Genomic DNA, 22630 nt, shown 5'->3' with positions numbered 1-22630 from the left:
CGCCGCCCCGCCGCCCATGGCCCATGCCCCCGGAACCGTTCTGTCCCGGCCACGCGGCGCTTAAATAAGTCCATACCTCGGCCGGAGTTTCTCTCGTGCCGGACCTGTCGATCTCCAGTAGGTGATCACTGAACCGCCCTGGAGCGCCGAGGAGCACGACCGCGCGCTGGATCGGCTCGCCGCCCGGGAGAACTTCCCGGTGGCGGCGCGGATCCTGCCCGTGCGGCACCGCGCCGCCCTGCGGGCCGTCTACGGCTTCGCGCGCCTCGTCGACGACATCGGCGACGAGGCGCCGCCCGAGCAGCGGTCCAAGCTGCTCGGCCTCGTGGACGACGACCTGGACCGCGTCTTCGCCGGGCGGACGCCGGCCCTGCCGCAACTGCGGAGGCTGGCGCGGACGGTGCACGCGCACCGGCTCCCGGAGGAGCCGTTCCGCGACCTCGTGCAGGCCAACCGGCAGGACCAGACCGTCCACCGGTACGAGACGTTCGCCGACCTGAAGGGGTACTGCGCCCTGTCCGCCGCGCCGGTGGGACGGATCGTCCTGCACCTGTTCGGCGCGTACACGCCGCGCCTGGCCGCCGCGTCCGACGACGTCTGCGCGGCGCTGCAGGTCATCGAGCACTGCCAGGACGCCGGGGAGGACTTCCGCGCCGGCCGGATCTACCTGCCCGGCGAGGACCTGCGCCGGTTCGGCTGCACCGAGGACGACCTCGCCCGCCCGTTGACGCCGACCCGGCTGCGCGGCGTCGTGGCACTGCAGGCGGACCGCGCCCGCGAACTGCTGGACGGCGGCACGGCGCCGCTGATGGCGGGCCTGACGGGATGGTCGCGCATCGCCGTGGCGGGCTACGTGGCCGGCGGGCGCGCGGCGCTGTCGGCTCTGGAACGCGGGCGGTACGACGTGCTCGCGCATGCGCTGCGTCCACGGCGGGCCGTGCTGGCGGCCGGCTGGGCGCGCGCCCTTGGAAGGAGGGGGCGATGACGGTTTCGGAGGCGTGCGAGCGTTCCGAGCAGGTTGTCGAGGCGTACCGGCACTGCGAGCGGGTGGTGCGCGAGGAGGCCCGCAACTTCTCCTACGGGATCCGGCTGATGCCGGCCCCGAAGCGGCGGGCGATGAGCGCGGTCTACGCGTTCGCGCGCGGCATCGACGACATCGGCGACGGCCCCGAGCCGGCGTGCGTCCGGCTCGACCTGCTGGACCGGTCTCGGCAGCGGCTGACGACCGTCCAGGAGGTGCTGCGGGGCCGCGTGGACGTCCGGGCGCTGGAGGGGCATCCGGTGCTGACCGCCCTGGCGGACGCGGCGAGCCGCTTCCCGATCCCCCTGGAGGCGTTCGAGGAGCTGATCGACGGCTGCGAGGACGACGTGCGCGGCGCCGACTACGAGACCTTCGACGACCTGCTGCGCTACTGCCAGCGGGTCGCGGGCTCGGTCGGGCGGCTGTCGCTCGGGGTGTTCGGGTCCGACGGGCGGCAGCGGGCCGAGGGCCTCGCCGACTCGCTCGGCGTCGCGCTGCAGCTCACCAACATCCTGCGCGACCTGCGCGAGGACCGGCTCGCAGGGCGGATCTACATCCCGGCCGAGGACCTCGCCCAGTTCGGCTGCACGCTGAAGCTGGACGAGTCGGGCGCGTTCGTCGACCCGCCGTGGCGGCTGGGCGAGCTGATCGGCTTCCAGGCGGAGCGGGCGCGGGCCTGGTACGCCGAGGGGATGCGGCTGCTGCCGCTGCTGGACCGGCGCAGCGCGGCGTGCACGGCGGCGATGGCCGGCATCTACCGGCGCCTCCTGGAGAGCATCGCCGCGCGCCCGCAGATCGCGCTCAACGCGCGGATGTCGCTGCCGACCTGGCAGAAGGCCGTGGTGGCGGCGCGCGCGCTGTCGGGGGTGGAGCGGTGAGCGTCGTGGTCGTGGGCGGCGGGCTCGCGGGCATCAGCGCGGCGATCGCGCTCCAGGAGGCGGGCGTTCCGGTCACGCTCCTGGAGTCCCGGCCGTGGCTCGGCGGCGCCACCCACTCGTTCGGACGGGGCGAGCTGAGCGTCGACAACGGCCAGCACGTCTTCCTGCGGTGCTGCACCGCCTACCAGGGGCTGCTGCACCGGCTGCGCGCCGACCACCTCGTCGACGTCCAGGACCGGTTCGACGTCCCCGTCCTGCGCGCGGACGCGCCGCCGGCGCGGCTGCGCAGATCGGGCCTGCCGAGCCCGCTGCACCTGCTGCCGGCGCTGGCCCGGTACGCGCCGCTGTCGGCCGCCGACCGGCTGAGGGCCGTGCGCGCCGCGGCCGGCCTGCGGCGCCTCGACCCCGACGACCCGGCGCTCGACCAGGTCTCCGCCGGGGCGTGGCTGGCGCTGCGCGGGCAGCGGCCGTGGGCGCGCGAGGCGCTGTGGGGGCTGTTCCTCACGTCGGCTCTGAACGCCGAGGTGGACGACGCCGCGCTCGGCCTGTCGGCGATGGTGTGCCGCCGGGCCCTGTTCGGACGTCCCGACGCGGCCGACATCGGGTTGCCGCTCGTCCCGCTGGAGGAGCTGCACGGCGGCCCGGCTCTGCGGCGCATCGCCGAGATGGGCGGGACCGTCCGGCTGAAGGCCCGGGTGGAGGCCGTCACCGCCGACCCGAAGGTGGTCGTGGACGGGGCGCCGATCGCCGCGGACGCGGTGATCATGGCGGTGCCGCACGAGGCGGCGGCGCGGCTGCTGCCGATCGAGGCGCTGCCCGACCCGCTGCGCTGGCCCGAACTGGACGCCAGCCCGATCGTGAACGTGCACGTCGTCTACGACCGCAGGGTCATGGACGCGCCGTTCGCCGCCGCCGTCGGCTCGCCCGTCCAGTGGGTGTTCGACCGGACTGCGGTCAGCGGGCTGCGCGGCGGCCAGTACCTCGCGGTCTCGCTGTCGGCCGCCGACCGGTGGATCGACATGCCGACCGCCGAGCTGCGCTCCCGGTTCGTCCCGGAGCTGCGGCGGCTGCTGCCGGCCGCGTGGGGGGCGCAGGTCCGCGAGGTGTTCGTGACGCGGGAGCGGCGCGCGACGTTCCGGCAGCGCCCCGGCAGCGGGGCCGCCCGCCCGGGCGCGGCGACGCGCGCGCCGGGCCTCTACCTGGCCGGCGCGTGGACCGACACGGGCTGGCCCGACACCATGGAGGGAGCAGTGCGCAGCGGTCTCACCGCCGCCCGCCTGGTCCGCCGCCACCTGGAGAAGGTGAAGGACCGATGACGGCCGTGCCCGTTTCGCTGACCGATGTCCGTGAGCTGGTCGACGGGGCGCTGCGCGCCGCGGTCGGGCGGCTCGACCCGCGCACCTACCGGGTCGCGGCCTACCACCTCGGCTGGACGGACGAGGAGGGCCGCCCGCGCAAGGCGCCGGCCGGCAAGGCGCTGCGCCCGGCGCTGGCGCTGCTGTCCGCGCGGGCCGCCCTGGCCCCCGCCGAGAGCGGGCTGCCGGGCGCCGTCGCCGTCGAGCTGGCCCACGCGTTCTCGCTCCTGCACGACGACATCATGGACCGCGACCGGACGCGCAGGCACCGCCCGGCGGCGTGGACCGTCTTCGGGGAGCCGTCCGCGATCCTCGCGGGCGACGCGCTCCTCACGCTCGCGGGCGAGATCCTGCTGGAGGCGCCGGGCCAGGGCTCGGCCCGCGCCGCCCGCTCGCTGGCGGCCGCCGTCCGGCGCCTGGTCGCCGGCCAGTCCCTCGACATGGACTTCGAGACGCGCAGGCAGATCAGCGTGGACGAGTGCGTGACGATGGCGTCCGGCAAGACCGCCGCGCTGCTCGCGTGCTCCTGCTCGATCGGGGCCGTCCTGGACGGGGCGTCGGAGCGGCTGTGCACCGCGCTGGAGGCGTTCGGCGAGGACCTCGGCCTCGCGTTCCAGCTCGTGGACGACCTGCTGGGGATCTGGGGCGACCCGGCGACCACCGGCAAGCCCGCCCTGTCGGACCTGCGGTCCCGCAAGATGTCGCTGCCGGTCGTCGCCGCGCTGAACTCCGGGACGCCGGAGGCGTCGCGGCTCGCCGAGCTGTACGCGCGGCCCCTTCCCGCCGAGGAGGAGGCCGCCGAGGAGGAGCTGGCCGAGGCCGCGGCGCTGGTGGAGGAGTCGGGCGGGCGCGCCTGGGCCGAGATGGAGGCCGAGAGCCGCATCCAGCGCGCCGCCGAGCACCTGCTCACCGCGCGGCTGCCGGAGCCCGTCCGCGCCGAGTTCCTGCACATCGCCGACTTCGTCACCTGCCGGGACCACTGATGACCACCACGGAACCCACCACGGAACCGGCGCCCACCACGGAACCGGTGCCCGCCGCGAAGAACCCGCCCGCAGCGGACGCGATGCCCGCCGTCCAGGCGGTGCCCGCCGTCGAGCCGGTGCCCGCCGTCGAGGAGATGCTTGCCGCAGAGCCCGTGGCCGCGACGGAACCGCCGCTCGCCGCGGAGCCCGCGCTCGCGCCCGAGCCGCCGCCCGTCTCGGAGCAGGCCGCCGTCACCGGGCCGGTCCGGATCAGGACGGCCGCCGAGGCCCTCGCGGCCGCGCGCGACCACCTGCTCCTGCTCCAGTCGCCGGAGGGCTGGTGGAAGGGGGAGCTGCAGACCAACGTGACGATGGACGCCGAGGACCTGCTGCTGCGCGAGTTCCTCGGCATCCGCGGCGAGGAGGACACCCGCGAGACCGCCCGCTGGATCAGGTCCCAGCAGGCCGCCGACGGGACCTGGGCGAACTTCCACGGCGGCCCGCCGGACCTGTCCACGACCGTCGAGGCCTACGTCGCGCTCCGGCTCGCGGGAGACCGGCCCGAGGAAGGCCACATGGTCCGCGCCGCCGCCTTCGTACGGAGCGGGGGCGGTGTCCCGGCGACGCGCGTCTTCACGCGGTTCTGGCTGGCGATGTTCGGCCGCTGGCCGTGGGAGAAGCTGCCGGTGGTCCCGCCGGAGATGGTGCTCCTGCCGCACTGGTTCCCGCTGAACGTCTACGACTGGGCGTGCTGGGCGCGGCAGACGATCGTCCCGCTGACGGTGGTGGCGGCGCTGCGCCCCGTCCGGCCGCTGCCGTTCGCGCTGGACGAGCTGTACCCCGACTACGACGTCTCCCCCGCCGGCGAGCGGGGCGTCTCCGGGTGGGACGCGGCCTTCGGGGCGCTCGACAGGGCCCTGCACGTGTACGAGCGGCGCCCGGTGAAGGGGCTGCGGAGGGCCGCCCTGCGCCGCGCCGCCGAGTGGATCATCGCGCGGCAGGAGCGGGACGGCTCCTGGGGCGGGATCCAGCCGCCCTGGGTGTACTCGCTGCTCGCGCTGCACCTGCTGGGCTACGGCCTCGACCACCCGATCGTCCGGCGGGGTCTGGACGGGCTGGAGCGGTTCACGATCCGGGACGGCGAGGGGCGGCGCCTGGAGGCCTGCCAGTCCCCCGTCTGGGACACCGCGCTCGCGATGAACGCCCTGGCCGACGCGGGGCTGCCCGCCGGGCACCCGGCCCTGGAGCGGGCCGCCGAATGGCTGGTCGGCGAGGAGGTCAGGGGGCCCGGCGACTGGTCGGTGCGGCGTCCCGACCTGCCCCCGGGCGGCTGGGCGTTCGAGTTCGACAACGACTGCTACCCCGACACCGACGACACCGCCGAGGTGATCCTCGCGCTCGGCCGCGTCCGGCACCTGGAGGCCGGGCCGGCGATCGAGCGGGGACTGCGCTGGATGGCGGGGATGGCCTCGCGGGACGGCGGGTTCGGCGCGTTCGACGCCGACAACACCCGCGACCTGTGCCGCAGGCTGCCGTTCTGCGACTTCGGCGAGGTCATCGACCCTCCGTCCGCCGACGTCACCGCGCACGTCGTGGAGGCGATGTCGCACCGCGGCATGGCCGACTCGCCGGTGGTCAAGCGGGCCGTCGTGTGGCTGCTGAAGGCGCAGGAGCCGGACGGGTCGTGGTTCGGCCGCTGGGGCGCCAACCACGTGTACGGGACGGGCTGCGTCGTGCCCGCCCTCGTCGCGGCGGGCGTCCGGCCGGGCAAGCGGGTGATCCGCGACGCGGTCGGCTGGCTGGAGCGCCACCAGCGCGACGACGGCGGCTGGGGCGAGGACCTGCGCTCCTACCGGGACCGGACGTGGATCGGGCACGGCGTCTCCACGCCGTCGCAGACCGCGTGGGCGCTGATCGCCCTGCTAGCCGCCGGGGAGCGCGGACCGGCCGTCGAGCGCGGGATCCGCTGGCTCGTGGAGCACCAGCGCCCGGACGGGACGTGGGACGAGGACCACTTCACCGGCACCGGCTTCCCGGGCGACTTCTACATCAACTACCACCTGTACCGGATCGTGTTCCCGCTCTCGGCGCTCGGCCGGTACCTGAAGGAGATCTCCTAAATGGCGATGCCACTGCGCCAGAGCCTGCGCGTCGGCGGCTACGTGCTGCGCAACCGGCTCGCGGGGCGGACGAAGTATCCCCTGATCATGGAGCTGGAGCCGCTGTTCGCGTGCAACCTGGCGTGCGCGGGATGCGGGAAGATCCAGCATCCGGCGGACGTGCTCAAGCAGCGGATGCCGGTCGAGCAGGCGGTCGCGGCGGTCCGCGAGTGCGGCGCGCCGATGGTGTCGATCGCGGGCGGCGAGCCGCTGATGCACCCGCGGATCGGCGAACTGGTCGCCGAGCTGGTCCGGATGAAGCGGTACGTGTTCCTGTGCACGAACGCCGCGCTGATCCCGAAGAAGATCGACCAGTTCGAGCCGTCCCGCTTCTTCGCCTGGGCGGTGCACGTCGACGGGCTCCGCGAGCGGCACGACGCGTCGGTCTGCAAGGAGGGCGTGTTCGACCAGGCGGTGGACGCGATCAGAATGTGCCAGGAGCGCGGGTTCCGGGTCACCACGAACACGACGGTGTTCAACACCGACACCCCGCAGACCGTCATCGAGGTGCTCGACTACCTCAACGACGAGCTGCGCGTCGACCAGATGATGATCTCGCCCGCGTACGCCTACGAGAAGGCGCCCGACCAGGAGCACTTCCTCGGCGTTCAGGAGACCCGGAACCTGTTCCGCAAGGCGTTCGCGGACGGCCGGCGCAAGCGGTGGCGGTTCAACCACTCGCCGCTGTTCCTGGACTTCCTCGAAGGGAAGGTCGACTTCCCGTGCACGGCGTGGGCCATCCCGTCGTACTCGCTTAAGGGCTGGCAACGGCCCTGCTACCTGATGGACGACGGCTACACCGCGACCTACCAGGAGCTCCTCGACACCACCGACTGGGACGCCTACGGGCGTGGGCGCGACGACCGGTGCGCGAACTGCATGGCGCACTGCGGCTACGAGCCGACCGCCGTGTTCGCGACGATGGGCTCGCTCAAGGAGTCGCTGCGCGCCGTGCGGAGCGTGTGACCGACCGGGCCTTGGATCACGCGGACGCCTGATCAGGCGTCCTCTCGCAGTTCCTCTATGACGTCGTGGACGGCGTCCATCAGCGCGTCGGCGTCGTCCGCGAGGCCGGGGTCGACCGACAGGCCGAAGCACAGCTCGGTGTGGACGCCGAGCCCGGCGATCGCGAGGGCGGTGCCGGGCGCGAGCGGGACGATCGGGTACACGGCGGTGAGCGGAGCCCCGCAGAGCCGCAGCCGGCTGTCCGGCCCGGGAAGGCTGGACACGGTCCCCTGGAGGAACCGGCCGCTGTAGGACATGCGCGCGAAGCGGGCGTGCAGGGGGGGCGGCATCAGCCGTCCGGCCTGCCACATCACGAACCACGCCGCCTGGGCGCGGGTCCCGGAGCGCAGCACCCGGCCGCGCTTGGCGATGAGGGCGAGCCGCTCGGTCTCGGTCATCTTCCCGATCGGCAGGTCGACCATCACGGCGGTGGTGTGGTTGCCCACCATCGCGCTGCCCGGCGGCCGCATCATCAGCGGGACCGCGACGCGGCACGTTCCGGGCCGGCCGTCCTCCTCGCTGACCGTGCGGTTCAGGGCGCCCGCGACCGCGCACAGCACGACGTCGGTGACCCGGGTGCCGTGCCGGCGGGCCACGTCCCGCACGGTGGCGAGCGGCAGGTCCATGGTGCCGAACCGGCGCTCGCGCGTCCCGGAGGCGGGCAGCGGCTCCGGCCTGCCGACGGCGGTGGCGAGCTGGGCGAGCCCGACCACGGTGGCGAGCGCCTTGCGGAACGGCGCCCGGGGAGGTGCGGGCACCGGCTCGGGCGGCGGCTCCATGAGGTGGACGGCCTGCGCCACGATGCCGACGCCGTCGGCGACCACGTGATGCATCATGTAGACGACCGCCGTGCGGCCGGGCTCGGCGCCCTTCAGCACGACCATCCGCCAGGGCGGGCGGTCGAGCGGCAGCCCCTCGGACTGGAGCCGCGCCACCTCGGCGCGCAGCCCGCCCATGCCGTCGACCTGCTTCTCCGCGACGTGCCACTCCCAGTCGACGCGGTCCTGGTCGTGCCAGACGGGGCGGCGCCAGCGGCCCCGCCGGACGAGCCGCTGCCGGAAGCGGGGAAGCCCGTCGAGGCGCTCCCCGATCACCCGGACGAGGTCGGCACGGCCGACACCGGTCTTCGAGGTGTCGAGCATGATGACGCCGCCGGCCTGCTGCGGCGCCTCGGGGGTCTCCACCGCGAGGAAGAACGCGTCCGGCCCCTGGACGCGCGGCGGGCGCGGGCCCGCGAGGCGCTCGGCGAGGTAGACGGGCACGACGACGAACGGGACGGCGGCCAGGGCGTCCAGGAGGTAGTGGTTGGCGGTCGCCAGGATGACGTAGAGGGTGACCAGGATGTGCACGGTGTTGAGGCCCTGCACCCAGCGTTTGGCGTTCACGCGTGCGAGCTCGACGCCGACCCACAGCGTCCAGGCCATGTGCAGGGACGGGACGGCCGCGAACTCGTCGGCGTGCTTCACCATCGGGGACCCCCACGACCCCCAGGTGCGGCCGTTGGCGACGGTGTCGACGAAACCGAGCTCGGTGGGCATCAGCCTGGGCGGCATCACGGGGTACAGCGCGAAGCACGCCAGGCCGGCGAGGTTGAGCATGACGAAGGCGTTGCGGGCCGTGCGGTACCGCTCGGGGTGGCGCAGGAACAGCCAGACCAGCAGGGCGAGGGCGCTGGCGACGTAGGTGATGGCGTACTCGTAGTTCGCGAGGACGCGCAGGACCGGCTGGCCGGCCAGCCAGCCGTTGAGAGCGGGCTCCACATCGAGGTGGAGGGCCCGCTCCAGCGCGTAGAGCGACTCTCCGTGCCTGTGCGCCGCCGCCGCCCTCGGCTGCTCGGGAAGCATCGCCACCACCGCGTACACCGCGAAGAGCGCCAGGCCGAGCACGAGCTCGTTCCTGGCGCGGAGCCTGGTGCCCGTGGCGCCCGGGGCTAGGACCGCGTCCTGCGCGGCGACCGCTTCCTGTGTGCCCATCGTCCCCCTCGCCTCGGTGGTACCCACAGAGGCGCGCGATCAGACGGCGTTGACCGCATTCGGAGACGATGCCCGGTTTATCCCCTGACCCCGTCCGCGCCCGGATTCCGGATGCGGGGAACCATCTGGCCGATCCGTACGTCTTCGATATATCGTTGGCGTATCGCGAGGGGTCATAGAGAGCTCTCAGAAGGTGGTGTAGAACATGGGGCACATGCACGGTCGCGGTCCCTGGGGCCGCGGCGACCTCCCGAACCTCGGCGCGCTGTTCGGCGGACCCGGCCCCTGGGGTCCGCCCGGCGGGTTCGGCCACGGGCCGGGGCCGCGCCCGCCGTGGGCGCGGGGGCGCGGCGGGCCGTGGGGCCGGGGCGCCAAGGCGCGCAAGGGGAACGTCCGGGCGGCGATCCTCGTGCTGCTGGCCGAGGAGCCGCGCAACGGCTACCAGATCATCCAGGAGATCAACGAGCGCAGCGACGGGGCCTGGAAGCCGAGCCCCGGCGCCGTCTACCCGGCGCTCCAGCAGCTCGCGGACGAGGGCCTGATCGTCGGCGACGAAGCGGGCGGCCGCCGCACCTTCCACCTCACCGACGAGGGCCGCGCCCACGTCGAGGAGAACGCCGACCGGCTGGCCGAGCCGTGGGCGGAGATGGCGCCCGAGTTCGGCGAGGGCGTCCCGGAGCTGTTCAGGCAGGCCGCGCAGACGGGGGCCGCGGTGATGCAGATCGTCCATTCCGGCTCGCCGGAGCAGGTCGCCCAAGCCGGGGACGTCCTGTCGGAGGCCCGCCGCAGCCTGTACCGCATCCTGGCCGACGACCTCGGGGACCCGGGGCCGACGGCCGACGAAACCGAGGAGTGACCATGCCCCGGCACGACGAGACGGCCCGCCACGAGGGGACGGCCCCGCACGACCAGATCCGCATCGGCGACGCCGAGCGGGACGCCGTCATGGTCGCCCTGCACGACCACTTCGCCGAGGGCCGGCTGGACCGCGCCGAGCTCGACGAGCGGCTGGAGGCCGTGCTGAGCTCCAAGACCCGCGGGGAGCTGCGCGCCCTGGTCCGGGACCTGCCGTCCCCGACGGGGCTGCCCGACCCCCCGAGGGAAGCCCGGCCCGAGGCCCCGTTCGGCGAGGCGTGGGGGCCCGGTATGGCGGTCATGTTCGGCGGGCCGGGCCACCCCGCCTGGCACCGCCATCAGCGGCACATGGCCCGCCACCACCGGCACATGGCCCACCGCCGCCGGCCCGGGCCGCTCTTCCCCGCGTTCCCGGTCCTGTTCGCGGTGTTCATGGTGCTCGCCTTCACGGCCGGGCCCGGCACGGGGCTCCTCGTCGCCCTGCAGCTCGCGCTGGCCGTCTGGATCGTCCGCGCGGTCCTGCTGGCCTTCGGCGTCCGCCGCGCCCGCCGCCACGCCCCCGGCGCCTGACCCCGGCGGGGTCAGGCGGCCGCCGGGAGGCAGGGGGTGGGGACGGCTTCGCGGAGGGCCCGCAGGCCGCGTGCGATCAGAGGATGGGCGCGGCCGCCGCGCCGCACGCAGGTCAGCACGCGCCGCTTCGGGATGCCGTCCCCGCCCAGCGGCACCCGCACGACCTGCTGGCCCGCCGGATCGCCGGCCAGCCGCGGCACCAGGGACACCCCGAGCCCGTTGGCGACCAGCGCCCAGATGACCGACCAGGTGGTCGCGTGGTGGGCGATCCGCGGCGTGAAGCCGGCGGCGCCGCAGTAGGCCATGACCTGCTGGTGGTGGGCGCAGCCGTGGACGCTGATCCACGGCTCGCCCGCCGCGTCCTCCATCTGGACGCCGGTGCGGAGCGCGAGCGGGTGCCCCGCCGGGACGATGAGGTCGAGCGCCTCCTCGAGGAGCGGCTCCCGGTCGAAGCGCGGATCGCCGGGCGGCGGCGCGTCGGGCGTCGGCTCGATCACCGCGATGTCGGTCTCCCCCGCCGCGAGCAGCCCCACCGCCTCGTCGGTGTCGCACTCGCGGACCTCGATCGCGAGGTCCGGGTCATCGCGCAGCAGGGCGCCCGCGGCGGGCGCGACGAGCCCGGAGACCGCCGTGGTGAACCCGCACATGCGCAGCGGCCCGACCTCTCCGGCGCGGTGCGACGCCAGGTCGGCGAGGGCCTCCTCCCAGCGGGCGAGGAGGCCGTCGGCGTGCCCGATGAGCAGGTGCGCCGCCGGGGTGAGCCGCACCTTGCGGCCCTGCGGCTCCAGCAGCGGGACCCTCAGCTCCCGCGCCAGCTCGCGCAGGTGGTGGGAGACCGCCGACGGCGTGAGGTGCATCGCCTCCGCCGCGGCCGTGACCGTCCCGTACTGGTGGACGAGCCTCAGCATGTGCAGCCTGCGCAGGTCGATCATGCAACTATATTGCACGATCCACTGAGGAAATCTGAAATAGACGGCAACGTTGGATCGGTCGCAGACTGCCGGTATGAGCGAACACACCACTCTCGTGTCCCGGCACCTCACCAGCGACGGAGTCGTCACGTGGACGCGCTGCGCCTGCGGGCGGCTGCGGATGGACCTCGTCCCGAGCGGCGGCGGCCAGGGGCTCGCCGCCGGGCCGTGCCCGCATCGCGCCGTCAGTCCCCGTCGAGCGTGAGTTCGTAGTGCAGCGTCCGGTACCGCTTCAGCTTGTGGGCCAGCGGCACCGCGAACCCCTGGAGCAGCGGGTACTTGCGGGCCAGCAGCCTGCGGATGGGCCGCGCCTCCTCCTCGGTGAGCAGCCGGACGCGGCCGCGGGCCTCCGGCCCGGTGGCCTCGCCCCGGAAGGTGCTCGGCGCGATCCTCACCTCGGGGTTGCGCGCCAGCCGCTTCGCCTTGAACGCCTTGTCATAGGTGCGGAAGTAGGCGCGGTCGCCTCGCACGACCACGCTCACGGGCGTCCCGACCGGCGTCCCGTCCTTGCGGTAGCTCGTCAGCTGGACGGTTCGCTGCTTCTTCAGGCTCTCGAGCGTCGATGTGGTGTCCATACCCGGGAGACGTGAGACCCGGTCCGGGATGTGACATCGCGCCCGGCGGCGTCACCGCGAGCGGAGGGCCGCCGCCTCGGAGGCGAGCTTGCGGACGCGGTCCCAGTCCCCGTCCCGGACGGCGTCCTTCGGGGTGAGCCAGGTGCCGCCGACGCAGCCGACGTTGCCGAGCGCGAGGTAGTCGGGGGCGTTCCCCAGGGTGACCCCGCCCGTCGGGCAGAACCGGATCCGCGGCAGCGGCCCGCCGAGCGCCTTCAGGTACGCGGCGCCGCCCGCGGCCTCGGCCGGGAAGAACTTCATCGCCGTGACCCCGGCCTCCAGCAGCGCGATCGCCTCGGAGGCGGTCGCGACGCCCGGCAGGAACGGCAGCCCGGTCGCGACCATCGCCGCCCGGAGGCGGGACGTGCAGCCGGGGCTGACCAGGAACCTCGCCCCGGCCGCGGCCGAGCGCTCGGCGTCCTCGGGAAGCACGACCGTCCCCGCGCCCACCACCGCGTCCGGGACCTCGGCGGCGATCCGCTCGATCGCGTCCAGCGCGGACGGGGTGCGCAGCGTCACCTCGATCACCGGGAGGCCGCCCTCCACCAGGGCGCGGGCCAGCGGGACGGCGGCCTCGGCGTCGTCCAGCACCACGACGGGGATGACGGGCGCGAGGTCGAACAGGTCTTCGGCGATCATGCGGGCTCCAGGTGGGGCAGGCTCTGCGCGAGCCGGACTGCGGCGCCGACCAGGGCCGGGCCGGGGTGGACGATGAGGGCGGTCGGGATGGCGCGCATGTACTCCTCGACCGGGGGCTTCCGCTCGAAACGGGCGCGGAAGGCGCTGCCCTGGAGCACGTCCACTATCCGCGGCAGGATCCCCCCGCCGAGATAGACGCCGCCGCGGGCGCCGAGCGTGAGGGCGACGTTGCCCGCGAGCGACCCGAGCAGCGCGCAGAACATCTCCACGGCCTCGCGGGACAGGGGGTCGCCCAGGTCCTCGCAGACCTGCCGGGGGGTCAGGTCCCGCGCGGGCCCGCCGTCGAGCATGGCGAGGTAGCGGCGGATGCGGGCGAGGCCCGCGCCCGACAGCAGGAACTCCGCGGTGGCCGCGCCCGTCTCGGCGCGCAGCAGCCGCGCCACCTCGACCTCCCGGTCGGTGGCGGCGGGGATGTCGACCTGACCGCCCTCACCCGGCAGCGGCACCCAGCCCGACGGCGTCGCGACGAGTCCGGCGACGCCGAGGCCCGTGCCCGGCCCGACCACCGCCAGCGGGGCGCCGGGGTCCGCGCGCCCCGCCCCGACGGAGACCAGGTCGTCGTCGCCGAGGCGCGGCAGGGCCAGGGCGAGCGCCTCGAAGTCGTTGAGGACCTCCAGGTGCGCCAGGCCGAGATGGTCGCGCACCGCTTCCGGGGTGCCCTTGGGCCAGCCCGCGTTCGTCAGGTGGAAGGTGCCGTCCGTGACGGGCCCCGCCACCGCGAGGCACGCGGCCGCCGGGCGCGCGCCCACCATGCCGAGGTAGGCGGCCGCGGCCTCCGCCAGGCCCGGATACTCGCGGGTCGGCAGCGACCTGACCTCGGACGGGACGCCGTTCGGACCGTCCACCAGCGCGAACCGCGCATTGGTCCCGCCCACGTCCGCGACCAGCCACACCCCCCGCTTCGCTTCGCTCTCTGTTTCCTGTGGGGAGACGACCCCCCACTCCCCCCGCTTCGCTTCGCTCTCTGTTTCCTGTGGGGAGACGACCCCCCACTCCCCCCGCTTCGCTTCGCTCTCTGTTTCCTGTGAGGGGACGACCCCCCACTCCCCCCGCTTCGCTTCGCTCTCTGTTTCCTGTGAGGGGACGACCCCCCACTCCCCCCGCTTCGCTTCGCTCTCTGTTTCCTGTGAGGGGACGACCCCCCACTCCCCCCGCTTCGCTTCGCTCGTCATGTGAGCACCCCTGCGCCACGCTCAGTCGGCCCCACGGCCTGGCGGAACACCTGGAACAGCTCCCGTCCGGTGCCGTACGCCTGGTCAGGCGGCCCCTCGGCGGGCTCGCGGGCCGCGAACTCCTCCCCGTCGACGAGGACCTCCAGCACGCCCGCGTCGGCGTCGAGCCGGACGAGGTCGCCGTCGCGGACACGGGCGAGCGGCCCGCCCGCCGCGGCCTCCGGCGACACGTGGATCGCGGCGGGCACCGCGCCGGAGGCACCCGACATGCGTCCGTCGGTCACCAGCGCGACGCGGTGCCCCCGGTCCTGGAGGACCGAGAGCGGCGGGGTGAGCCGGTGCAGTTCCGGCATCCCGTTGGCGCGCGGCCCCTGGTTGCGGACGACCGCCACCACGTCCCGGTCCAGCTCGCCGGCGGCGAACGCCTCCTGGAGGCCCTCCTGCGAGTCGAAGACGCGGGCGGGTGCCTCGATCGTCCGGTGCTCCGGCCGGACCGCCGACACCTTGACGACCGCCCGGCCCAGGTTGCCGCGCACGGTGTGCAGGCCGCCGTGCGAGTCGAACGGCTCGGCCACCGGCCGCAGCACCCCGGTGTCACCGGACTCGCCGGGCGCCGGGCGCCATTCGACCTTGCCGCCGGCGAGCTCCGGAACGTTCCGGTACGCCGCGAGCGTGTCGCCGCCGACCGTCCGCGCGTCCTCGTGCAGGAGCCCGGCGTCGATCAGCTCCCCGATGAGGAACGCGGTGCCGCCCGCCGCGTGGAAGTGGTTCACGTCGGCGGTCCCGTTGGGGTAGAGGCTGGTGAGCAGCGGCGTGGCCTTGGACAGCTCGTCGAAGTCGTCCCAGGTCAGCTCGATGCCCGCCGCCGCGGCCATCGCCACCAGGTGCAGCGTGTGGTTGGTCGAGCCGCCGGTCGCCAGCAGCGCCACGACCCCGTTGACGAACGCGCGCTCGTCGAGCAGCTCCCCGATCGGGGTGTAGCCGTCACCGAGGTCCGTGAGCTTCAGGACGCGCCTGGCCGCCGCCTCTGTGAGGCCGTCGCGCAGCTTCGTGCCGGGCGGGACGAAGCTGGCCCCCGGCAGGTGCAGCCCCATGACCTCCATGAGCAGCTGGTTGGAGTTGGCCGTCCCGTAGAAGGTGCAGGTTCCGGGCGAGTGGTAGGACGCGGCCTCGGCGGCGAGCAGCTGCTCGCGCCCGATCTCCCCCGCCGCGAACCGCTTGCGGACCTTCGCCTTCTCGCCGTTGGGCAGCCCCGATGCCATCGGCCCGGCCGGCACCAGGATCGCCGGCAGGTGCCCGAACGACAGCGCCCCGATCACCAGGCCGGGGACGATCTTGTCGCACACGCCGAGCAGCAGCGCGCCGTCGAACATGTCGTGCGACAGCGCCACGGCCGTCGCCATCGCCACCACGTCCCGGCTGAACAGGGAGAGCTCCATGCCGGCGCGGCCCTGGGTGATGCCGTCGCACATGGCGGGGACGCCTCCGGCGAACTGCGCCGTCCCGCCCCCCGCGCGGATCGCGGCCTTCAGGATGTCGGGGTAGTCCTGCAGCGGCTGGTGCGCGGACAGCATGTCGTTGTAGGCCGACACGATCGCGATGTTGGGCGTCACGTCGCCGCGCAGCCACAGCTTGTCCTGGACGCCGCAGGCGGCGAAGCCGTGCGCGAGGTTCGCGCACCCCATCCCGCCGCGCGCCGGGCCCTGCGACCGGGCCGCCCGGATCCGGTCCAGGTAGGCGCCGCGGGATGCGGCGCTCCGCTCGACGACGCGCCGGGTCACTGCCGCCAGCACGGGATGCACAGCCATCAGACGCTCCAAGCCCAGGGGTATCGCCAGGGCAACAAGCTACCGAGACATTGGTCATTCGTTCAACACCCCTTATGAACTTTGGATGACAAAAGTCTGGATGTTCTTCCAACTGGACGTACCGAAGCCCCGGCTGCTTGACTGGCCGGATGCCCCGCCCCGTCACCCGTCCGGCCACCGGCGGCGACATGCTGCGCCTGATCCGCGAGGAGGGCGTCGCCACCCGCGCGGAGCTGGGCCGCCTCACCGGGCTGTCGCGTCCCGCCGTGGCCTCGCGCCTGGCGGCGCTGATCTCGCGCGGGCTGGTGGTCGAGCGCGCGGACGGGCCGTCCACCGGCGGGCGCCCCCCGGCCAGGCTGGAGTTCAACGCCGCGGGCGGCGCCGTCCTCGTCGCGAACCTCGGCCAGTCCCGCGGGCAGCTCGCCGTGTGCGACCTCGCCGGCAAGGTGCTGGCGCGCGCCGACGGCCCCCCGGCGGAGGTGAGCCCGGGCAAGACGCTGCCGCGCCTGTTCGACCAGTGGGCGTCCCTCCTCGACGTGTCCGGCACCGACCCGTCGACCGTCCGCGGCGTCGGCCTCGGCGTCCCCGACGCCGTCGAGCACGTCGCGGGGCGCTGGGACGCGGTCGAGATCGGCGGCCCGGTCGCCGAGCGCTTCGGCGTCCCCGCCCACCTCGACAACGAGGTCAACGCCGCCGCGGTCGGCGAGCACCAGGCCCACCCCGGCGTCGGCGACCTGCTGTTCGTCAAGGTCTCGACCGGGATCGGCGCGGGCATCATCGCGGGCGGCCGGATCCAGCGCGGCGCGCTCGGCGCGGCCGGGGAGATCGGGCACGTGCCCGTCCCCTTCCCCGGCGAGGCGCCCTGCCGCTGCGGCAACGTGAACTGCGTCGAGGCCGTCGCCGGCGGGACGGCCCTGCTGGCCCGCTCCCCCGCGGACGACCTGCCCGCCCTCGCCGCCCTCGCCCGCGCCGGCGACCCCGCGACCGTCGCCCTGCTGCGCGACGCCGGCCGCCGCATCGGCGAGGTCGTGGCCACCGCGGTCAACCTGCTCAACCCCGCGGTCGTCGTCCTCGGCGGCGACCTCGCGGGCGCCGACGAGCCGCTGATCGCCGGCCTGCGCGAGATCGTCTACCGGCGCTCCACGGCGCTGGCGACCCGCGACCTGCGGATCGAGCCGAGCCGCCTCGGCGAGAGCGCGGGCCTGGCCGGCTGCGCCGCGATGGTCCTGGACAACATCCTGTCCCCCGGCGCCGTCGACGCGGCCGCCGCCGGCGCCTGAAAGCCGGCGCCTGAGAGCCCGGGCCTGAGAAGGCCCGGTCCGAAAGCCGGCGGCTGAGAAGCCGCAGCTCGGGAAGCCGCGGTCCGAGAAGCCGGAGCCGTGGGCGCGGGAAGCCCGCCGTTTCGCGCGCGATGCGCTGTTAGCACAACCGCGCCGCGGGTCGCCACCGGCCGCGGTGGCAGTCATCGGCCATGATGCGGTCGCGAACCGGGCCGCAACTCAATGGGAAAACGCGATCATCAATCCCGGTGATGACAAACTCGACATTTCCCCCCATTGCGGAAACGTCGCCGCCCCAGATCGTCACTCTCTGCACACGTGGCACGAGACATATCCCCTGTCAGGTAAGTCTTTTCTACCGACAGGGTGGATGCCGGACAGAACTCACGGACTAGCGTTTCCGGATGATTCGTGGTTACCGTGTCCTTGCTCAGCGAAAGTGACATCCCAGCCGCTTTCCTGACTTTTGAACCCAAAAGATAAAATGATCAATACCAAGCGCCGGCGACCTTGGCGGTCGAGCGGAAAAGGAGAGGACGAGCGGAGATGGCGGACTTCCATTTCAGTGTCTTGTCCGGGGCGGTCGCCGCGGACGGCGGCGACACCCGCCTGCTCGACGTCCTCGACCGGGCGCTCACCGCTGCGGACGGCCCGGCCCGCTGGACGACGGCCCGCAGCGGCATGTGGGCCCAGGTGCGCCCGGAGGGCGGCGAGTGCCCCGCGCAGGGCTGGAAGCTGCACGTCTCCGCCACGCCGGCGTCGGCCGAGCAGGTGCTCGCCCGCTCGCTGCCGGTGCTGCTGGCGGGCCGCTCCCTGTTCAAGTTCGCCGCCACCCGCGACCACGTCGCGGCGATGAACGCGCGCAACACCTCGCGCGGCCATTCCGGGAAGTTCATCACCGTCTATCCGGTCAACGACGACGAAGCCGTCCGGCTCGCGGCGGAACTGCACGTGGCGACCGCCGGCCTCCCCGGCCCGCGCATCCTGTCCGACCGCCCCTACGGGCCCGGCAGCCTCGTGCACTACCGCTATGGGGCGTTCGTCGAGGTGCGCCGGATCACCAACGACGGGTTCTACGCCTGGGTCATTCTCGACCCCGACGGCAATCCCGTGGAAGACCGCCGCGGCGCGACTTACACGCCCCCTTCCTGGGCCGTCTGCCCATTTCCCAAGGACGTCCCGCCGGCGGAGGCCGAGAACGGCGCGGACGCTTCGGGCGGGACCGAAAACGGGCAAAAGATCGCACCCGCCCAGAATGGCGCGGAGAACCGGAAAGGGGTCCTGATCGGATCGCGGTTCACCGTGCACGAGGCGATCCGCCACACCAACAAGGGCGGCGTGTACCGGGCGACGGACACCAGGACCGGCGAGGCGATCGTCATCAAGGAGGCGCGCCCGCACGTGGACGTCGACGCGAGCGGCAGGGACACCCGCGACCGGCTGCGGACCGAGGCCCGCGTGCTCGGTGCGGTCGAGACCCTGGGGTTCGCGCCGCGCCCCGTCGAGCTCTTCACCCAGAGCGGGCACCTCTTCCTGGCGCAGGAGATGATCCCGGGCACCTCGCTGCGGCAGTGGATCGCCGACCAGATCGGCGACGCGGGCTGGGGTCCGCACGTGGGCCCGGCCCTGGAGATGGGCCGGCGCCTGGCCGAGCTGATGGCGAAGGCGCACGAGGCCGGGCTCATCGTGCGCGACTTCAACCCGAGCAACATCATGGTCCGCCCGGACGGCGGCCCGGTGATGATCGACCTGGAGCTGGCCCTCACCGCGGAGGACACCGAGGCCGAGGGCATGCGGGTGGGCACCCCCGGATACAGCGCGCCGGAGCAGATGGCCGGTGCGGCACCGGACCGGACGGCCGACCACTTCGCCCTCGGCGCGACCCTGTGCCACGTCCTCACCGGCGGGCCCCCCTACTTCCTGGACGAGAGCCCGCCTGCCAGGTCCCTGAGCGAGCGCCTTGCGGAGTGGCTCGCCGCCCGCACCCCGGACCTCGACCTGCCCGAGTCGCTGACCCCGCTGCTGCTCGGCCTGATGGCCGACGACCCGGGCCACCGCTGGACCCCGCGAAGGGCACTGGTGGAACTGGCCCGGATGAGGCCGGGGCGCGGAGCCGGTGGCGGCAAGACTGGCGGAGCCGGTGGCGACAGGGCCGGTGGCGCCGCGGCGGGCCGGCGCGGGGACGCGCCGCGGACTGTCCGGACCCCTGCGCTTCAAAGGCAGCTCGGGCTGTCGGTCGCCGGGATCGTCGACCAGCTCGTCGCCACCATGACCCCGGAGTCGGCCGAGACGCTGTGGCCCGCGTCGTGCGTCCACGGCGCCCCCGACCCGTGCAGCCTCCAGCACGGCGCGGCGGGAGGCCTGGGCGCCCTGACCCGGTGCTACGAGGTCGACGCCGACCCGCGACTGGCCGAGGCCGTCAGCGACGCGGGCCACTGGATCCTGCGGCGGCTGGACAGGGAGAGCGACCGGCCTCCCGGGCTGTACTTCGGCACGGCGGGCGCCGCGTGGGCGGTGCTGGACGCCGGGCTGGCCCTGGACGACGGCGAGCTGGTCGACGGCGCGCTCGCCGTCGCGGAGCGGCTCCCGGAGGCGGTCCCCAGCCCGGACGTGACGCACGGGACGGCCGGCCTCGGCTTCGCGGCCCTGCACCTGTGGGCCCGGACGGGACGCGCGGAGTTCGCCGAGCGCGCCGTCGCGGCCGCCGACGCGCTCGCCGGGACCGTCGAGGAGGAGGACGGCGGGGTCGACTGGAGCACGCCCGCCGAGATCGAGTCCAAGCTCGCCGGGCGGCGCTACTACGGCTTCGCGCACGGCGTCTCGGGCGTCGGCGGGTTCCTGCTCGCCTGCGCGGAGTCGGTCGGCGGCGACGCCCACCGGGCGCTCGCGACCCGCGTCGGGGAGACGCTGCTAGACACGATGATCGACACGGGGCGGTCGGCGATGTGGCCGGCGAACTCGGGCGACATCGCCACCGCGCCATACTGGTGCCACGGCTCGGCCGGCATCGGCGGCTTCCTCGGGCGCCTCGGCCGCGCCACCGGCGAGCGGCGCTTCCGGCGGGCCGCCGAGATGGCCGCCCGCGCGGTGATGGACAACCGCTGGCGCGCGACGCTCGGGCAGTGCCACGGCCTGTCCGGCAACGGCGACTTCCTGCTCGACCTGGCGGACCTCACCGGCGACGAGCGCTTCCGGGCGGACGCGTGGCGCCTGGCTCACATGATCCTCGCCAACCGGGCGCACCGCGGCGGGCGGATGGTCTTCCCGGACGAGCAGGGCAACGTCTCGGCCACCTGGGGGGACGGCCTCAGCGGTGTCCTCGGCTTCCTGGTGCGCCTCCAGCACGGCACGCCGCGCCAGTGGACGGCCGACGAGGCCACCGACGGCGCCGCCCCCGAGCCGACGACCGCCGGGAGCGCGTCATGACCGGCGCCCTTCCGGACCTCCCGCCCGTGCCGAGCCGCTTCGGCTTCGCCTTCTCGGCCGACGGCCGCTGGGCCGCCTGCCTGCGGTCCGTGCAGGACAGCGTCGTCCTGGAGCGCTGGGACCTGACGTGGCCGCAGCCGTCCCTGCGGACGCTCGACGGCGCCCTCCCGGGCGAGCCCGAGGACCGGATCATCGACCGGCGCAGCGGGGCGCTGCCACTGAACGACGGCCGCGTGCTGGTCGTCCGGCCGGCGGCCGGCGAGGACGGCGGACCGGCGGGCCACGGGACGCTCGTCGCCGCCGAGCCGACCCCCACCGGGCTGAAGGCCGCCCGGTCGTGGCCGGTGCCGGAGATGCTCGCCGGGTTCCTGCTGGCCGCTCCGGGGCAGGCGCAGACCGTGGTCCTCGTGGCCGTCGAGAACGAACGGCACTCGCGCATCTGGCGGGTGTCCCCCTCCTCGGCCACGCTGGAGCCGGTCGTGCGGATCCCCGGCGTGCTGTCGGGCGGCGTCTGGGTGGACGAGGGCCGCACCCTCGCCCTCGACCACGACGAGGCCGGGCACCGCACCGACGGGATCCTTGTCGACCTGCGGGAACGCAGCTGGCAGCGCTTCTGGTCGGTCTCCGACACCACCAGCGACCGGATCGCGGCCTACAGCCCGCGCTCGGGCGCCCTCGCGGTGACCACCACCTCGCCGGGCGTCCAGCAGCGCGGCGCGCCGCAGATCGGGCTGCGCCTGCCCGGCGGCGGCCCCGTCCGGTTCCCCGAGAACCTCAACCGGTCGGCCGCGCACCGGACCCCGCTGGCCTTCGACGCCTCCGGCGAGCGGCTGCTCGTCCGGGAGATCGCCGGCGCCGCCGCGCGCCTGGCCGTCTACGCCACCGGGGAGGACCGGATCACCCGGGTCCCCGGCCCGGAGGGCATGCTCTGGCCGCCCGCCCTCTGGGGCGGGGACGGACGGATCCACGTCCGCTTCGCGGCCCCGCACCAGCCGCCGACCCTCGCGACGGTGCGGCCTCCCGCGCGCACCGGCTGGGACCTGGCCGCGCACCCCTCGGGCGGCGCGTCGGCCTGGCGGCGCGCCGAACTCGTCGAGCTCGCCGGCCCGGCGGGGCCCATCGAGGCGATCGTCTACGGCGGCGCCGGCTGGCGCGCCCGGCCCCGGCTCGTCCTCGCCCTGCACGGCGGTCCGCTGTCGGCGTGGCGGTACGAGTTCGAACCGCTCTTCCAGTACCTGGCCGCCGCCGGCGCCTCCGTCGTGGCCCCCAACTACCGGGGCAGCACCGGGTACGGCGACGCGCACCTGCGGCCGGTCATCGGCGACTGGGGAGGCCCGGACCTGGACGACGTCGTCCACATCGCCGACGCGATCACGCAGAGCCGCGGCACCGCGCTGCCGCGCCCCGTCGTGCTCGGCGGCAGCTACGGCGCCTTCCTGGCCCTGCTCGCGGCCTGCCACCGGCCCGACCTGTGGTCCGGATGCGTCGCGCTCGCGCCCTTCACCTCGGCGGCCGGGCTGCACCGCACGGCGAACGGCGCGGTCCGGGACCGCGTGTCGCGGCTCAGCCGCCTGGACGCCCGCGACGGGCAGGACCCCCGGCGCGACGCCCTGCGGGTGTGCGACGCGCTGGCGGCGCCCCTGCTGGTGGCGCACGGCGTCCGGGACGAGGCCGTCCCGGTCGAGCAGTCCAGGGCGCTGCGGCGCCGCCTCCTAGAACTCGGCAGGACCGAAGGAGTCGACTTCGACTACCTGGAGACCGCCGGCGACCATCACGAGGTCGTCCAGGCCTGGTCCCCGGTCCTGCGCAAAGCGGTGGTCCGCTTCTGCCTCACGGCGGGGCGGGCCTTGGCCCTCGACAAGGAAGGGAGGTGAATCGC

Annotated in this window: 18 protein-coding genes; 12 read left to right on the top strand and 6 right to left on the bottom strand. The window is 74.6% G+C overall.

The features are described from left to right. Positions 1–121: 121 nt before the first annotated feature. From hpnC to hpnH, 6 genes are read left to right on the top strand one after another with little or no spacing between them, the layout of a single operon-like run. Positions 122–985: a squalene synthase HpnC gene (gene hpnC / locus FKD65_RS37285; protein ID WP_141583756.1), complete on the top strand. Its 864-nt coding sequence runs from the start codon at positions 122–124 to the stop codon at positions 983–985. Further along, a complete protein-coding gene (hpnD, locus tag FKD65_RS37280; RefSeq protein WP_141583754.1) occupies positions 982–1899 on the top strand; it encodes a presqualene diphosphate synthase HpnD in 918 nt (305 codons plus the stop codon). The genes hpnC and hpnD overlap by 4 nt, the downstream gene beginning before the upstream one ends. Continuing rightward, entirely contained in the window at positions 1896–3215 is a 1320-nt protein-coding gene (gene hpnE / locus FKD65_RS37275) for a hydroxysqualene dehydroxylase HpnE (RefSeq protein WP_240809785.1), read from the top strand. The genes hpnD and hpnE overlap by 4 nt, the downstream gene beginning before the upstream one ends. Further along, positions 3212–4237 carry a polyprenyl synthetase family protein gene (locus FKD65_RS37270; protein WP_141583752.1) on the top strand — a complete coding sequence of 342 codons (1026 nt, stop codon included), beginning with the start codon at positions 3212–3214 and terminating at the stop codon, positions 4235–4237. The genes hpnE and FKD65_RS37270 overlap by 4 nt, the downstream gene beginning before the upstream one ends. Next, positions 4237–6339: a squalene--hopene cyclase gene (gene shc, locus FKD65_RS37265; protein WP_141583749.1), complete on the top strand. Its 2103-nt coding sequence runs from the start codon at positions 4237–4239 to the stop codon at positions 6337–6339. The genes FKD65_RS37270 and shc overlap by 1 nt, the downstream gene beginning before the upstream one ends. Beyond that, positions 6340–7344: an adenosyl-hopene transferase HpnH gene (gene hpnH, locus FKD65_RS37260; RefSeq protein WP_141583747.1), complete on the top strand. Its 1005-nt coding sequence runs from the start codon at positions 6340–6342 to the stop codon at positions 7342–7344. Between the two features lie 32 nt (positions 7345–7376). On the opposite strand, the gene FKD65_RS37255 is transcribed toward hpnH, so the two are convergent. Beyond that, positions 7377–9356, bottom strand: coding sequence for a phosphatase PAP2 family protein (locus FKD65_RS37255; RefSeq protein WP_141583744.1), 1980 nt, complete (start codon positions 9354–9356; stop codon positions 7377–7379). Between the two features lie 214 nt (positions 9357–9570). Here FKD65_RS37255 and FKD65_RS37250 point away from each other — a divergent pair, with 214 nt between their 5' ends. Next, positions 9571–10212, top strand: coding sequence for a PadR family transcriptional regulator (locus FKD65_RS37250; protein WP_240809784.1), 642 nt, complete (start codon positions 9571–9573; stop codon positions 10210–10212). A 2-nt stretch (positions 10213–10214) separates the two neighbouring features. Next, entirely contained in the window at positions 10215–10781 is a 567-nt protein-coding gene (locus FKD65_RS37245; RefSeq protein ID WP_141583740.1) for a DUF1707 domain-containing protein, read from the top strand. Between the two features lie 11 nt (positions 10782–10792). Here FKD65_RS37245 and FKD65_RS37240 read toward each other — a convergent pair whose 3' ends face one another. After that, positions 10793–11713 (bottom strand): LysR family transcriptional regulator, encoded by a 921-nt coding sequence (locus FKD65_RS37240; protein WP_205718386.1) that lies wholly within the window; start codon positions 11711–11713, stop codon positions 10793–10795. A 73-nt stretch (positions 11714–11786) separates the two neighbouring features. Between FKD65_RS37240 and FKD65_RS44605 the strand changes: the two genes are divergently transcribed. Next, on the top strand, positions 11787–11957 hold the full coding sequence (locus FKD65_RS44605; RefSeq protein WP_168221300.1) for a hypothetical protein: 171 nt from the start codon (positions 11787–11789) through the stop codon (positions 11955–11957). Here FKD65_RS44605 and FKD65_RS37235 read toward each other — a convergent pair. The 4 genes from FKD65_RS37235 to edd form a co-directional block, all read right to left on the bottom strand. Further along, a complete protein-coding gene (locus FKD65_RS37235) occupies positions 11938–12327 on the bottom strand; it encodes a PPOX class F420-dependent oxidoreductase (protein ID WP_141583738.1) in 390 nt (129 codons plus the stop codon). The two genes, FKD65_RS44605 and FKD65_RS37235, sit on opposite strands and share 20 nt — an antisense overlap. Before the next feature lie 51 nt (positions 12328–12378). After that, on the bottom strand, positions 12379–13005 hold the full coding sequence (gene eda / locus FKD65_RS37230) for a bifunctional 4-hydroxy-2-oxoglutarate aldolase/2-dehydro-3-deoxy-phosphogluconate aldolase (protein ID WP_141583736.1): 627 nt from the start codon (positions 13003–13005) through the stop codon (positions 12379–12381). Next, entirely contained in the window at positions 13002–13958 is a 957-nt protein-coding gene (gene glk / locus FKD65_RS37225; protein ID WP_240809783.1) for a glucokinase, read from the bottom strand. Before glk ends, eda begins: the two co-directional genes overlap by 4 nt. A gap of 275 nt (positions 13959–14233) precedes the next feature. Next, positions 14234–16045, bottom strand: a complete 1812-nt coding sequence (gene edd, locus FKD65_RS37220; protein WP_141583731.1) for a phosphogluconate dehydratase — start codon at positions 16043–16045, stop codon at positions 14234–14236. Positions 16046–16194: 149 nt separating this feature from the next. Here edd and FKD65_RS37215 point away from each other — a divergent pair, with 149 nt between their 5' ends. From FKD65_RS37215 to FKD65_RS37205, 3 genes are all read left to right on the top strand, one after another. Then, positions 16195–17325 carry an ROK family transcriptional regulator gene (locus tag FKD65_RS37215; protein ID WP_141583727.1) on the top strand — a complete coding sequence of 377 codons (1131 nt, stop codon included), beginning with the start codon at positions 16195–16197 and terminating at the stop codon, positions 17323–17325. Positions 17326–17871: 546 nt separating this feature from the next. Continuing rightward, positions 17872–20751 carry a class IV lanthionine synthetase LanL gene (gene lanL / locus FKD65_RS37210; RefSeq protein WP_141583725.1) on the top strand — a complete coding sequence of 960 codons (2880 nt, stop codon included), beginning with the start codon at positions 17872–17874 and terminating at the stop codon, positions 20749–20751. Next, complete coding sequence (locus FKD65_RS37205; RefSeq protein ID WP_141583723.1) at positions 20748–22625, top strand: S9 family peptidase; 1878 nt, start codon at positions 20748–20750, stop codon at positions 22623–22625. Before lanL ends, FKD65_RS37205 begins: the two co-directional genes overlap by 4 nt. The last annotated feature ends 5 nt before the right edge of the window (positions 22626–22630 follow it).

The sequence above is a fragment of the Actinomadura sp. WMMA1423 genome (assembly GCF_006547145.1).
GTDB lineage: Bacteria > Actinomycetota > Actinomycetes > Streptosporangiales > Streptosporangiaceae > Spirillospora.
Note: the sequence above shows the minus strand (reverse complement) of the source record. Positions and strands in the feature narration are given on the sequence as shown.

Coding starts and splice junctions, on each gene's coding strand:
- hpnD (WP_141583754.1), top strand. CDS start 982: ATGACGGTTTCGGAGGCGTGCGAGCGTTCCGAGCAGGTTGTCGAGGCG.
- FKD65_RS37270 (WP_141583752.1), top strand. CDS start 3,212: ATGACGGCCGTGCCCGTTTCGCTGACCGATGTCCGTGAGCTGGTCGAC.
- shc (WP_141583749.1), top strand. CDS start 4,237: ATGACCACCACGGAACCCACCACGGAACCGGCGCCCACCACGGAACCG.
- hpnH (WP_141583747.1), top strand. CDS start 6,340: ATGGCGATGCCACTGCGCCAGAGCCTGCGCGTCGGCGGCTACGTGCTG.
- FKD65_RS37255 (WP_141583744.1), bottom strand. CDS start 9,356: ATGGGCACACAGGAAGCGGTCGCCGCGCAGGACGCGGTCCTAGCCCCG.
- FKD65_RS37250 (WP_240809784.1), top strand. CDS start 9,571: ATGCACGGTCGCGGTCCCTGGGGCCGCGGCGACCTCCCGAACCTCGGC.
- FKD65_RS37245 (WP_141583740.1), top strand. CDS start 10,215: ATGCCCCGGCACGACGAGACGGCCCGCCACGAGGGGACGGCCCCGCAC.
- FKD65_RS37240 (WP_205718386.1), bottom strand. CDS start 11,713: ATGATCGACCTGCGCAGGCTGCACATGCTGAGGCTCGTCCACCAGTAC.
- FKD65_RS44605 (WP_168221300.1), top strand. CDS start 11,787: ATGAGCGAACACACCACTCTCGTGTCCCGGCACCTCACCAGCGACGGA.
- FKD65_RS37235 (WP_141583738.1), bottom strand. CDS start 12,327: ATGGACACCACATCGACGCTCGAGAGCCTGAAGAAGCAGCGAACCGTC.
- eda (WP_141583736.1), bottom strand. CDS start 13,005: ATGATCGCCGAAGACCTGTTCGACCTCGCGCCCGTCATCCCCGTCGTG.
- edd (WP_141583731.1), bottom strand. CDS start 16,045: ATGGCTGTGCATCCCGTGCTGGCGGCAGTGACCCGGCGCGTCGTCGAG.
- FKD65_RS37215 (WP_141583727.1), top strand. CDS start 16,195: ATGCCCCGCCCCGTCACCCGTCCGGCCACCGGCGGCGACATGCTGCGC.
- lanL (WP_141583725.1), top strand. CDS start 17,872: ATGGCGGACTTCCATTTCAGTGTCTTGTCCGGGGCGGTCGCCGCGGAC.
- FKD65_RS37205 (WP_141583723.1), top strand. CDS start 20,748: ATGACCGGCGCCCTTCCGGACCTCCCGCCCGTGCCGAGCCGCTTCGGC.